Consider the following 12,042-nt stretch of genomic DNA (forward strand, 5'->3'; position numbering starts at 1 on the left):
ACCCCGGCCTTGAGCCGGGGTCCCGCTTCTTCAGCGTCGGCAGGCAGCGGGACCCCGGCTCAAGGCCGGGGTGACGATAGTTCAACGTCAGCGGGACAGACTCTTAGATCAGGCGCGCCGTTTCTTGAGCTGGTGCAGGACAAACCAGATGCCGCCCGCCACCAGCGCCACGATCACCGCCGCATCGGCATAGTGCAGGATGTGGCCCAACCGTGGATCGGTGCGCCATGCCGCACCCAGCTTCATTCCCACCCACGCCAGCGCGAAGCACCACGGCCAGGAGCCGAGGAAGGTGTAGATGTGGAAGCGCAGCAGCGGCATCCGCGCGACGCCCGCCGGAAAAGCGATGAACGATCGCACGACCGGCAGCAGCCGGCAGACCAGCACGGTGACGCTGCCGAACCGCGCGAAGAAACGCTCGGCCTTGTCGAGATCGTGGAGGTTGAGCAGGGCGTAGCGGCCATAGCGCTCGACGAACGGCCGCCCGCCGCGCTTGCCGACCTCATAGGCAATGATCGAGCCGAGGTTGCAGCCGATCGCCCCCGCCGTCGCCACCGCGATCAGCCCGAACCTTCCGGTCGAGACGAGATAACCCGCGAACGGCATGATGATCTCGGACGGCAGCGGAATGCACGCGCTCTCGATCGCCATCAGCAGCGCGACGCCGAGATATCCCGTCGCGGAGATCACCGCGATGATCCAGGCAGCGATCGGGGCGAGAATCTTTTCGGTCAGCGACATGGCCTAGCGATGTGGCGGGATCGGTACGGCCTGTCGAGAGGGTGCCTTGCAGTAGCTCACAGCACATATTTGCTGAGATCGGTATTCCGCGCGACCTCGGCAAGCTGACCTTCGACATACCCCGCATCCACGGTCAGCGCGCTGCCGCCGCGGTCCTCGGCGTTGAAGCTCACGTCTTCGAGCAGTTTCTCCATCACGGTCGAGAGGCGGCGCGCGCCGATATTCTCGATGCTGGCATTCACCTCCGCCGCGATGCGGGCGATCGCGGCGATGCCGTCCTCGGTGAAGGATATCGCGACATTCTCGGTGGCGATCAGCGCGCGATATTGCTCGGTGAGGCTGGCACGCGTGTCCGAGAGGATGCGCACGAAGTCCGCTTCGGTCAGCGCCTTCAGTTCGACGCGGATCGGCAGGCGGCCCTGCAATTCGGGCAGCAGGTCGCTCGGCTTTGCGACGTGGAAGGCGCCGCTGGCGATGAAGAGGATGTGATCGGTCTTGAGCGGGCCATATTTGGTCGCGACCGTCGTGCCCTCGATCAAGGGCAGCAGATCGCGCTGCACGCCTTCGCGGCTGACCGATCCGCCCCGCACGTCGGAAACGGCGATCTTGTCGATCTCGTCGAGGAAGACGATGCCGTTGGCTTCGGCATCGGCAAGCGCGGCGCGGCTGACCTCGTCCTGATCGAGGCGCTTGTCGGCCTCCTCCTCGACCAGCTTGCTCCAGGCCGAGCGTACCGGCAGCTTGCGCTTCTTCATCCGCCCGCCGCCGAGCTTGCCCATGATGTCGGAGAGGTTGATCATGCCGATCTGCCCGCCCATGCCGGGGATCTCCATCGGCATGCCGCCCGTATCCTCGACCTCGATCTCGACTTCCTTGTCGTCGAGATGGCCGTCACTGAAGCGCTGGCGGAACGAGGCGCGCGTCGCCTCCGAGGCATCCTTGCCGACGAGCGCGTCGATCAGCCGCGCCATCGCGGCCTCCTGGGCCTTGTCGTTGACCGCGGCGCGGCGGCGCTCCTTCTCCAGCCGTATCGCTTCCTCGACGAGATCGCGCGCGATCTGCTCGACGTCGCGGCCGACATAGCCGACCTCGGTGAATTTGGTCGCCTCGACCTTGACGAAGGGCGCGTCGGCGAGCTTGGCGAGGCGGCGGCTGATCTCGGTCTTGCCGCAGCCGGTCGGCCCGATCATCAGGATGTTCTTGGGGGAAACCTCGTCGCGCAGCTCGGGGGCGAGTTGCTGGCGACGCCAGCGGTTGCGCAGCGCGACCGCGACCGCGCGCTTGGCGTCGCGCTGCCCGACGATGTGCTGATCGAGCGCGGCGACGATCGCCTTGGGGGTGAGGGCGTCGTTCATTCAGTGTCTTTCAAATCAGGCGGCATAGACGGGCCGGCGGGCGAGCGCCGCGGCGATCTCCGCATCGGCGACGTTGACGATCGTGCCGGGATAGCTCGGCCGGGGCTTGGTGGCCGCGTCGAGCGCGGTGATATCGGCTGCGGTCAGCACGAGATCGAGCGCGCCGAGCGTGTCGTCGAGCTGCGCCAGCTTCGACGCGCCGAGCAGCACGCTCGACACCAGATCCCTCACCAGCAGCCAGGCGATCGCGACCTGCGCCAGGCTCGCGCCATGCGCCTCGGCAACTCCGCGCACCGTTTCGAGGATGCCGAAACCCCATTCCTCGTTGAACGGCAGCCGCCGCTTGGACAGGCGATCGGTAGGATCGGAGAGGCCGTCGCGGCTGTATTTGCCGCTGAGGAAGCCCGCAGCGAGTGGGCTCCATGCGGTCAGGCCGAGGCCGTAGCGGCGCATCATCGGCGCCACTTCGCTCTCGATGCCGCGCTTGAGCAGCGAATAGGACATCTGGCCGTGGGTGAACGGCGCCCAGCCGTTGGCGCGCTGGAGCTCCATCGCGGCGGCGACCTTCCACGCCGACCAGTTCGAGAAGCCAAGATAGCGCGCCTTGCCGGCCTTGACGATCGCATCGAGCGCGGCGAGCGTTTCTTCGAGCGGCGTGTTCGCATCGTCGCGGTGCGCGATATAGACGTCGACATGATCGGTGCCGAGCCGCTTGAGGCTTTGGTCGATCGACCAGTGGAGATGCTGCGCGGAAAGGCCCGACCGGTTGAGCGGTTCCCCCGCGCGCCAGCCCGCCTTGGTCGCCAGCACCACCTCGTCACGCCGGCCGGCGAGCAGCTTGCCGAGCATGATCTCGGAATCGCCGCCCGAATAGACGTCCGCCGTGTCGAAGAAGTTGATCCCCGCCTCGATCGCGCGGCCCATCAGCGCGTCGGCGCCCGCCGCATCGGTCTTGGCGACGGACGTCGTGCGGTCGATCGTGAAGGTCATCGCGCCGAACGACAGGCGCGAGACGATGAGGCCGGTATGGCCGAGCTTCGAGTAGAGCATGGATGTCCTTTCCCGTGCGGCGTCAGGCGGCGTCGAGCGCCTCGATGGTGAGATTGCCGTTGGTGAAGACGCAGACCTCGGCGGCGATGCCCATCGCCTTGCGGCAGATCGTCTCGGCATCCTCCTCATAGTCGACGAGCGCGCGCGCGGCGGCGAGCGCGTAATTGCCCCCCGATCCGATCGCCGCGACTCCTGCCACGGGCTCCAGCACGTCGCCATTGCCGGTGAGGATCAAGGTGATTTCCTTGTCGGCGACGATCATCAAGGCTTCGAGGTTGCGGAGATATTTATCGGTGCGCCAATCCTTGGCGAGCTCGACCGCGGCGCGCAGCAATGCCCCGTGATGTTGCTCCAGCTTGCGCTCCAGCCGCTCGAACAGCGTGAATGCGTCCGCCGTCGCGCCCGCGAAGCCCGCGATCACCGATCCGTCGCCGATGCGGCGTACCTTGCGCGCGTTGGGCTTCATCACCGTATTGCCCATCGAAACCTGGCCGTCGCCCGCCACCACGACCTTGCCGCTCTTGCGCACCGAAAGGATCGTCGTTCCGTGCCAGCCGATTTTGTCTTCGCGCATATTTTGTCCGTGCTCGTTCACCGCCGATATGGTGGCGGCCCCGCGCCGCCGCAACGAGGCCGGCGTTAGCGGCCGACGAACACGAACGCCGCCGCGCCCAGAACACAGAGGCCGGCGCCCGCATAACGCCAGCCCAAAGGCTCGCCCAGCACGAGCACCGAGAAGAGCGCGAACACCGCCAGCGTCACGCATTCCTGCATGATCTTGAGCTGGCCGGTGCTGAGCCCGCTGGCATGTCCGATCCGGTTGGCGGGTACGGCAAAGCAATATTCGATGAAGGCGATCCCCCAGGAGACCAGGATCGCGACCCAGATCCGGCTGTGCGGCAGGAAGCGCAGATGCCCGTACCAGGCGGCGGTCATGAACAGGTTTGAGCAGATCAGCAGCGCGAACGTGGGCATGACGGGATCAGCCGGACGTGCGCGCGGAAAGCGCGAATGGCGCGATCAGGTGCCGTTCGGTGGCGGCTTCGTTGATATGTTCGCGCGCCATCGCGGGCTATCCTCCTGCTGTGCCTCTGGTCGGGCGATCATAGCCGCGCGGCGCGGGCAGGGAACCCGCCGCGCGATGGGGCGCTGATCCGCGCGATGGCGGTTCGCATCTTCCATGTCTCCGATGTGCATTTCGGGCGCGAGGATACCGCCGCCGTCGCGCGCTTCGCCGAGATCGTGCGCGCCGAGCGGCCCGATGTCGTCGCCTGTACCGGTGATCTGACGATGCGCGCGCGCCGCCGCGAATTCGCCGCCGCCGCCGCCTGGCTGGAGGGGCTGGGCGTGCCGGTGACGATCGAGCCCGGCAATCATGACCTGCCCTATTTCAACCCGGTCCAGCGCCTGCTCGATCCCTACAAGCGTTTCGGCCGCGTCGAGAAGGCGGTCGAACGTCCGATCGCGCTGCCCGGCGTGCTGCTGGTGCCGCTCAGGACGACCGCGCGTTTTCAGTTGCGCAGCCTGGCGTGGGGGCGCGTTTCCCGGTCGGGTCTGGACGCGGCGCTGGCCTCGATCGCGGCGCGCGATCCGGGAACCGTGGCGATCGTCTGCTGCCACCATCCGCTCGCCCGCACCAATTTCGAGGGGCATGGCGATACCAGCGGCGGCGCCGAGGCGCTCGAACGGTTGGCCGCCGCCGGCGCGGCGGCGGTACTGAGCGGCCATGTCCACGATGCCTTCGATGCGTCTTGGCCGATCGCTGGCCGTACTTTGAGGCTCATAGGCGCGGGCACGCTCTCCCGCCGTATTCGCGGCACACTACCCTCTTTCAACGAAATAAGGATCGAAGCGGGGCACCTGTTATCGATACCACGATCATTAGGCTGAATCTGGAGACGAATCGTCTGCGGTCTTATCTATGCAATCCGCTACATTTAAGAGTGGTTACACACTGTTGCATTTGCACAACAGCGAATCAGAACCCCGAATGCTAAATGAACCTCAGCTTTACAATTGCTCCGCCAATTCGCCATGCTGTCATCATTCAAACGGTAGCTGGGGCGATATCTTATGAAAAACACGATGCGAAACGTGATGCTTAGTACCAGCCTGAGCGCCATCGCGTTTGCCACGCCAGCTTGGGCGCAGCCTGCTGTGAAACCAAATCAGTTGCCGACCATAGCATCCGCGACTGAGAGCGACGGCGATCAGCAGATCATAGTTACGGGCTCGCGCATTGCGCCGCCAAATGCGATCTCGCTTGCGCCAATCATCTCTATCAGCGGCGACAGCTTGATCCGCCAGACCGGTTCGGTTTCAATTGGCGATAAGCTGAACGATCTGCCGAATATCCGCTCTACTTACAGCCAACAGAATTCTACGGCTGGCTTAGGCACGACCGGTCTGAACGTGCTGGATCTCTACGGCCTCGGTCCTCAGCGTACTTTGGTTTTGGTTAACGGACGTCGCCATGTTGCGCCCAGTATTCTGAATTTGAACGGCCAGGGCGTCGACATCAACACCATCCCGAACAGCCTGCTTGAGCGGGTCGATGTCGTCACCGGTGGTTCGTCATCAGTTTACGGTTCGGACGCAATCGCGGGCGTCGTAAATTTCGTGCTGAAGCAGAATTTCGAAGGGATTGAGGCGAATGTACGCGGAGGCGTCAGCACCCATGGCGATGCGGGTGCCTATCTTGCAACGATCACCGCAGGTAAGAATTTCGGCGAAGGGCGTGGTAATATAGCCGGTTCGTTCGATTATGCGCATCAAACCGATTTTTACGGATCGGATCGGCGGAATATCCTCCCTAACAGCAATTTTGTCGTCGTTGCTACGGATCCGGCGGGTTCGCTGAATGGTGCGGCGAACGGACCGGATCGCTTCTTCTTCAACGATATCCGTAGCACCACGATCTCTTTTGGTGGCCTGGTCTCGTTCGCCAACAATGCGTGTGGCCGGGACAGCAACAGCAACACTGCTTTCACGTGTAAATATCTGTTTCAGCCAGATGGCACGCTTGTTCCGGAAACCGGTACGCGGATTGGCATCGCGCCCAACGGCAATTTTATCGGCGGCAATGGCAACGTCGGACGCGAGGGAAATATCCTGGTGCTCCAGCCACGACAGGATCGCATCAATGTCAACCTTATAGGACACTACGAGATTTCGCCCGCGATCGTTCCGTTTTTCGAAGCGAAATATGTCAAGATTCACACGACGGGTTCGCAAAGCGGTCCGGCATTTATTCAGGGCACCACGCTGAGCGCCTTTGGATTCAGCACGACCTACGAGCGACCGCGCCTCGACAATCCGTATCTTTCGGCTCAGGCGCGTGCCCTGATTACGCAGCAACTGATCGCATCTGGTACTCCGGCAGCCATGATAACTGGCGCGACCCGGTTCACGATCGCCAAGAATCTGACTGACCTCGGCCTTCGTAATGAGAACAGCCATCGACAGACTTATCGGCTGGTCGGCGGTGTTCGTGGTGATCTCGGTGATGGCTTCCATTACGAGATTTCGGGCAATTACGGCGAGACTCGAGAAAACACGACTGTCCAGGGCAATCTGAACGTTCAGCGCTTCCTGCTGTCAATGGATACGGTTCGCAACGCGGCCGGCCAGATCGTCTGCAATTCGCAGGTCAATCCAGCGACCGCAACGACCGCCCAATTGCCTGGCAGCAGTGCCGCCACGCTCGCGGCCGATGTCGCCGCCTGCCAGCCTCTCAATCCGTTCGGCGAAGGCAATATCAGCCAGGCTGCCAGGAATTACGTTCTGCAGGATACGCTCGCCATCACTCGAATCCGGCAGACGGACATCGTCGGATATGTTGCCGGCGATTCCAGTAAATGGTTCGAATTGCCCGGTGGCCCCATCGGCGTCTCGATCGGCGGCGAATATCGTCGTGAAACCAACCTCTATCGCCAAGATCCACTGGTGAACTCGGGCTACACTTTTTACAATGCGATCTCGACGCTGAGTGCGCCGGCCTTCGAAGTTAAGGAAGCGTTTGGTGAAATCCGAATTCCGTTGCTCAAGGATCGCCCGTTCTTCAAAGATCTTACCCTCTCGGGCTCGGGCCGCGTCTCGCACTACAAGGGTGCGACCGGGACGGTATATACCTACAATGGCGGGGCCGATTATGCACCTGTCCAGGACATCAAATTCCGCGGCACCTATTCGCGCTCGGTGCGCGCGCCGAACATTCGTGAACTCTACGCGACGCAAAGCGCGAATTTCGCCACGGTCACTGATCCTTGCTCGCTTCGCAACATTGCCGCCGGCACCGCAACCCGCGCGGCGAATTGTCGCGCGGCAGGCATCCCGGCCGCCTACGACTATGTTTATATTCAGTCGCTGGCGATCAGGAGCGGCGGCAATCCTGCCCTGACGGCGGAAAAGTCAGATTCCTATACGCTGGGCACCGTCATCACCCCGCGCTGGGTACCGGGGCTTACGCTGTCGATCGACTATTATAATATCAAGGTGAAGAATGTCATCCAGTCTGTGGCCGCACAGACGACGATCAACCAGTGCTATGACTCGGCGACGCTGGCCAATCCATTCTGCGCGTTGTTCCAGCGGGCGGGTGCTGGCGGCGGTCCCAACGGTGAGGACCCTTTCCGGATCATCGAGAACAGCCTGCTAGTATCGTCGCTGAATTATGCCAGTCTGCGCGCGCGCGGCATCAATCTCGATGCGGGCTATCATCACCGTTTCGACGGCATCGGTGAGCTTTCGGCGCATGGCGTTTATACACATGTAATTCAGCGCGACAGCTTCCTTAATCCGATCGATCCGGGTCGCGCGGATCGCATCCGTGGTGAGCTCGGTGATCCTATCGATGCGTTCAATCTCGACATTGACGTGCGGCGCGGCAAGGTTACCTTTGGATATGGCGTCCGCTTCATCGGGCACATGGTTTTGAATACTTGGGAAGATACCCATAGCGTTCAGGGCCGGGCGCCGGAAAACGCCGATTACGCCGATCGCCAATTCTATCCTACGGTCTGGTATCATGCGCTTCGCACCAGCTTGGACGTTACGAGCAAAGTCAATCTCTTCGCTGGCGTCGACAACTTGACTGACAGGGTTCCGCCGTTCGGCCTGACTGGCGTAGGTGGTGGCTCGGGTATCTACGATGTCCGTGGCCGTTATCTCTATACGGGAGCACGAGTTAAGTTCTAAGATCGATCGGGAATAAACTTCAAAAAAAAAGGGCTGCGCCGGATCTCCCGGAGCAGCCCTTTTTATAGAAACATCGCTGGTTTAGCGGACCGAGCCGCGACGAACGAGATTGACGATCGCGAGCAGGACGACCGCGCCGACCAGGGAGACCAGGAAGGTGTAGATCGTCAGGGGCTGGTTATTGATCGAGCCGCCGGTGAAGATCAGGCCACCGATGAACGCGCCGACGATGCCGACCACGATATTGAGCAGGATGCCCTGCTGCGCATCGGTGCGCATCAGGATCGAAGCAAGCCAGCCGACGACGCCGCCAATCACGAGCCAAAGAATAAGTCCCATTACCGTTCTCCCGTTTCGCCGCCGCGCTCGACATCGAGCGGACGGCGGTATGGGAAGCTAGACGCCCCGAAATCGAAACGGTTCCGAAAAGGCTGGCGGCGAACGGTTTATCGGGAAAGACGAGCCGTGATCAGTAGCGCTGCTGACGTTCGTAAAGCGATTTGTAATGCTGGATTCGGGTGACGCGGAGCCCGGGCATGCCCGATCGCTCCACCGCGCGCTTCCAACTCGCGAACTCCTCCATGCTGATCTGATAGCGATCGCACACTTCCTCGAAGCTGAGCAGCCCGCCGTCGACCGCGGCGACGACCTCGGCCTTGCGCCGCACCACCCAGCGCGACGTGCCCACCGGCGGCAGCGACTCCAGCGTCAGCGGTTCGCCGAGCGGGCCGATCACCTGGGCGGCCTTGATCCTCTGATTTTCGATCATCTGCATCCTCTTACTCGTACCGGTCGGGCGCGGCCCCGGCGGGCGGCCCTGACACGGATGCGGTAGGATCCCCGGCTTCAAGGAAGGCTGAAACGCCAGGGTAAACGGCGCGGTCACCATCCTTTCTCGTGCCGCCCAGCGCGTCGAAGCGGGCGATGGCCGATGCGGCGACCGCGCCGACCTGGCAGCCGAACAGAGCTTCGATCGCGGACAGCGGATCGGGCGCGGTATCGCCGTCGGTGCAGGCGCGCGCGGTAGGCGTCGCCGCCTGCGAGGCGAGCAAAGCCGACATCAGCGCCGCATATTCGGCGGACGATGCCTCCTGTCCCTCGATCTTGAATTCCGGCTTCATCTGCGCGCTTTCGCCTCCACAAGGCTGATCACGGCAGCAATCGCCTCAGCTTTAGGCATCGGGACGCGCGGAGCCCTTCCGCGCATACCCATCAAAGGCTATGCGGCGCGCGATGGAATTGGGCGATTTTCAACTGGATCGATGCGGCGGCAGGCCGCGGATCGTCGTCGCCATGTCGGGCGGGGTCGATAGCAGCGTCGTCGCGGCGCTCGCCGCGCGCAGCGGCGCCGAGACAATCGGCATCACGCTCCAGCTTTACGATCATGGCGCGGCGGTGGGGCGGGCGGGAAGCTGCTGCGCCGGGCGCGATATTCGCGACGCGCGCGCGGTGGCCGATCGGCTGGGGATCGCGCATTATGTGATCGATCGCGAGACCAGCTTCCGCACGAGCGTGATCGATCGCTTCGCCGACGATTATGTCGCGGGCCGCACGCCGATCCCCTGCATCCGTTGCAACCAGAGCGTGAAGTTCACCGATCTGCTCGCCACCGCGCGTGAGCTCGGCGCCGATTGCCTCGCGACGGGCCATTACGTCCGCCGCGTCGCGGGGCAGGCGGGCGCCGAGCTGCACCGTGCGCTCGATCCGGCGCGCGACCAGAGCTATTTCCTGTTCGCCACCACGCAAGCGCAGCTCGAATATCTGCGCTTCCCGCTGGGCGGGCTGCCCAAGCCGCGCGTGCGCGAGATCGCCGCCGAACTCGGGCTGGGGGTCGCGGGCAAGCCGGACAGCCAGGACATCTGCTTCGTCCCCGACGGCGATTATGCCGGGCTGGTCGCGCGGATGCGGCCGGAGGCGGACGTCCCCGGCGATATCGTCGATCTGGCGGGCCGGGTGATCGGGCGGCATCGCGGCATCCTCCGCTACACCGTCGGCCAGAGGCGCGGGATCGAGATCGGCGGCGCGCCGGAGCCGCTCTACGTCATCAAGGTCGATGCGGCCGAGCGGCGGCTGGTAGTAGGCCCGCGTTCCGCGCTTGCGGTCTCCTCGGCGGCGCTTGGGGATATCAACTGGCTCGGCGGAGCGGTCGCGCCGTCGGCGGAGCTTGCCGTCAAGGTCCGCTCGCTCGCCAGGCCGACGCCCGCGAGCTTCGATGGCGATCGCGTCCATTTCCACGCGCCCGAATATGGCGTCGCGCCGGGGCAGGCGGCGGTGCTGTATGCGGGCGATCGCGTGCTGGGCGGCGGCTGGATCGAGTCGGCGCAGGCCACGTTGGCGCACGCGGCCTGAGCCGGTCGTGACCCGATCGAAATGCCGCAAAAAGGGGCAGGGCGATCAGGCCCTGCTTGCTTTGCGTGCAGCTTCGGCACGCGCCATGCTCTCCATATCGGCGCCGCTTGCATGGCGCTGACCGGCACGCTTATTGAAGGCCCGCGAAGCACGCGTCCGGGAGCGCCGTTCGAATGAAGAAGATCGAGGCCATCATCAAGCCGTTCAAGCTCGATGAGGTGAAGGAAGCGCTGCACGACGTCGGCGTTTCGGGGATCACGGTGACGGAGGCCAAGGGCTTCGGCCGCCAGAAGGGTCATACGGAATTGTATCGCGGCGCCGAATATGTCGTCGATTTCCTACCCAAGGTGAAGCTCGAGGTGGTGGTCGACGATGCGCTCGCCGATCGCGTGGTCGAGGCGATCCAGCAGGCCGCGCAGACGGGGCGCATCGGCGACGGCAAGATATTCGTGACTACGGTCGATACGGCGGTGCGGATCCGCACCGGGGAGAGGGATGCCGACGCGGTGTAGGCTGCGGGAAAGACGGCAATCGCGGCCGATGCGCCGCATCCAGGTTTCACGGGGAAGGGCATTTCCATGGCGAATAAAGCGTCCGACGTTCTCAAGATGATCAAGGACAAGGAGATCGAATGGATCGATCTCCGCTTCACCGATCCCAAGGGCAAGTGGCAGCATCTGACGATGGTGTCCGGCGTCGTGGGTGATGACGAGCTCAACGACGGCTTCATGTTCGACGGCAGCTCGATCGAGGGCTGGAAGGCGATCAACGAGAGCGACATGATCCTCAAGCCCGATCTCGATGCGGTATGGATCGATCCCTTTTCGGCGACGCCGATGCTGATCCTGGTCTGCGACATCGTCGAGCCTTCGACCGGCGAGCTTTATGCGCGCGATCCCCGCTCCACCGCCAAGCGCGCCGAGGCCTTCGTCAAGACGCTGGGCATCGGCGATACCGTCTATGTCGGTCCCGAAGCCGAATTCTTCATGTTCGACAGCGTCACCTTCGACAACACCTACGATTCCTCTTATTACAAGATCGACGATATCGAGCTGCCGACTAACACCGGCAGGGACTATGAAGGCGGCAACCTCGCCCACCGGCCCCGCGCCAAGGGCGGCTATTTCCCCGTCGCGCCGGTCGACAGCGCGGTCGACATCCGCGCCGAGATGGTCTCGACGATGCTCGAAATGGGGCTGCCGTGCGACAAGCATCATCATGAGGTCGCCGCGGCACAGCACGAGCTCGGCCTGACCTTCGGCACGCTCGTCCAGACCGCCGATCGCATGCAGATCTACAAATATGTCGTGTGGCAGGTGGCGCAGGCCTACGGCAAGACCGTCACCTTCAT

13 protein-coding genes are annotated in these 12,042 nt (G+C 63.4%); 5 read left to right on the plus strand and 8 right to left on the minus strand.

The window, feature by feature from the left end; translation table 11 throughout:
* Positions 1-108 precede the first annotated feature (108 nt).
* The 5 genes from HUU94_RS11345 to HUU94_RS11365 form a co-directional block, all read right to left on the minus strand.
* Positions 109-735, minus strand: a complete 627-nt coding sequence (locus tag HUU94_RS11345; RefSeq protein ID WP_174275196.1) for a DedA family protein — start codon at positions 733-735, stop codon at positions 109-111.
* 62 nt (positions 736-797) lie between these two features.
* Entirely contained in the window at positions 798-2,096 is a 1,299-nt protein-coding gene (hslU, locus tag HUU94_RS11350; RefSeq protein ID WP_174275185.1) for an ATP-dependent protease ATPase subunit HslU, read from the minus strand.
* Positions 2,097-2,111: 15 nt separating this feature from the next.
* Positions 2,112-3,146, minus strand: coding sequence for an aldo/keto reductase (locus tag HUU94_RS11355; RefSeq protein ID WP_174275186.1), 1,035 nt, complete (start codon positions 3,144-3,146; stop codon positions 2,112-2,114).
* Between the two features lie 22 nt (positions 3,147-3,168).
* A complete protein-coding gene (gene hslV, locus HUU94_RS11360) occupies positions 3,169-3,720 on the minus strand; it encodes an ATP-dependent protease subunit HslV (protein ID WP_174275187.1) in 552 nt (183 codons plus the stop codon).
* A gap of 65 nt (positions 3,721-3,785) precedes the next feature.
* Positions 3,786-4,121: a DMT family protein gene (locus tag HUU94_RS11365; protein WP_174275188.1), complete on the minus strand. Its 336-nt coding sequence runs from the start codon at positions 4,119-4,121 to the stop codon at positions 3,786-3,788.
* 186 nt (positions 4,122-4,307) lie between these two features.
* On the opposite strand from HUU94_RS11365, the gene HUU94_RS11370 reads away from it, so the two are divergent.
* Both HUU94_RS11370 and HUU94_RS11375 read left to right on the plus strand, forming a co-directional pair.
* A complete protein-coding gene (locus HUU94_RS11370) occupies positions 4,308-5,036 on the plus strand; it encodes a metallophosphoesterase family protein (protein WP_174275189.1) in 729 nt (242 codons plus the stop codon).
* Positions 5,037-5,219: 183 nt separating this feature from the next.
* Positions 5,220-8,342 (plus strand): TonB-dependent receptor domain-containing protein, encoded by a 3,123-nt coding sequence (locus tag HUU94_RS11375; protein ID WP_254602161.1) that lies wholly within the window; start codon positions 5,220-5,222, stop codon positions 8,340-8,342.
* Positions 8,343-8,423: 81 nt separating this feature from the next.
* On the opposite strand, the gene HUU94_RS11380 is transcribed toward HUU94_RS11375, so the two are convergent.
* The 3 genes from HUU94_RS11380 to HUU94_RS11390 form a co-directional block, all read right to left on the minus strand.
* Positions 8,424-8,681, minus strand: a complete 258-nt coding sequence (locus HUU94_RS11380) for a GlsB/YeaQ/YmgE family stress response membrane protein (RefSeq protein WP_174275190.1) — start codon at positions 8,679-8,681, stop codon at positions 8,424-8,426.
* 130 nt (positions 8,682-8,811) lie between these two features.
* Complete coding sequence (sciP, locus tag HUU94_RS11385) at positions 8,812-9,111, minus strand: CtrA inhibitor SciP (protein WP_174275191.1); 300 nt, start codon at positions 9,109-9,111, stop codon at positions 8,812-8,814.
* 10 nt (positions 9,112-9,121) lie between these two features.
* The gene (locus tag HUU94_RS11390; protein ID WP_174275192.1) at positions 9,122-9,463 is read right to left on the minus strand and encodes a hypothetical protein; all 342 of its coding nucleotides are present in this window, start codon (positions 9,461-9,463) and stop codon (positions 9,122-9,124) included.
* Positions 9,464-9,575: 112 nt separating this feature from the next.
* Between HUU94_RS11390 and mnmA the strand changes: the two genes are divergently transcribed.
* The 3 genes from mnmA to HUU94_RS11405 all read left to right on the plus strand — a co-directional run.
* Positions 9,576-10,691 carry a tRNA 2-thiouridine(34) synthase MnmA gene (gene mnmA, locus HUU94_RS11395; protein ID WP_438827121.1) on the plus strand — a complete coding sequence of 372 codons (1,116 nt, stop codon included), beginning with the start codon at positions 9,576-9,578 and terminating at the stop codon, positions 10,689-10,691.
* 173 nt (positions 10,692-10,864) lie between these two features.
* A complete protein-coding gene (locus HUU94_RS11400; protein WP_174275194.1) occupies positions 10,865-11,203 on the plus strand; it encodes a P-II family nitrogen regulator in 339 nt (112 codons plus the stop codon).
* A gap of 66 nt (positions 11,204-11,269) precedes the next feature.
* The coding region (locus HUU94_RS11405; protein WP_174275195.1) for a glutamine synthetase beta-grasp domain-containing protein at positions 11,270-12,042 on the plus strand (773 nt) is incomplete at its 3' end.

This window comes from Sphingomonas bacterium (genome assembly GCF_903644055.1).
Taxonomy (GTDB): domain Bacteria; phylum Pseudomonadota; class Alphaproteobacteria; order Sphingomonadales; family Sphingomonadaceae; genus Sphingomonas_I.

Excerpts from the sequence above, each read along its gene's own strand:
- hslU (WP_174275185.1), bottom strand. The coding sequence starts at position 2,096 with ATGAACGACGCCCTCACCCCCAAGGCGATCGTCGCCGCGCTCGATCAG.
- HUU94_RS11355 (WP_174275186.1), bottom strand. The coding sequence starts at position 3,146 with ATGCTCTACTCGAAGCTCGGCCATACCGGCCTCATCGTCTCGCGCCTG.
- hslV (WP_174275187.1), bottom strand. The coding sequence starts at position 3,720 with ATGCGCGAAGACAAAATCGGCTGGCACGGAACGACGATCCTTTCGGTG.
- HUU94_RS11365 (WP_174275188.1), bottom strand. The coding sequence starts at position 4,121 with ATGCCCACGTTCGCGCTGCTGATCTGCTCAAACCTGTTCATGACCGCC.
- HUU94_RS11370 (WP_174275189.1), top strand. The coding sequence starts at position 4,308 with ATGGCGGTTCGCATCTTCCATGTCTCCGATGTGCATTTCGGGCGCGAG.
- HUU94_RS11375 (WP_254602161.1), top strand. The coding sequence starts at position 5,220 with ATGAAAAACACGATGCGAAACGTGATGCTTAGTACCAGCCTGAGCGCC.
- HUU94_RS11380 (WP_174275190.1), bottom strand. The coding sequence starts at position 8,681 with ATGGGACTTATTCTTTGGCTCGTGATTGGCGGCGTCGTCGGCTGGCTT.
- sciP (WP_174275191.1), bottom strand. The coding sequence starts at position 9,111 with ATGATCGAAAATCAGAGGATCAAGGCCGCCCAGGTGATCGGCCCGCTC.
- HUU94_RS11390 (WP_174275192.1), bottom strand. The coding sequence starts at position 9,463 with ATGAAGCCGGAATTCAAGATCGAGGGACAGGAGGCATCGTCCGCCGAA.
- mnmA (WP_438827121.1), top strand. The coding sequence starts at position 9,576 with ATGGAATTGGGCGATTTTCAACTGGATCGATGCGGCGGCAGGCCGCGG.
- HUU94_RS11400 (WP_174275194.1), top strand. The coding sequence starts at position 10,865 with ATGAAGAAGATCGAGGCCATCATCAAGCCGTTCAAGCTCGATGAGGTG.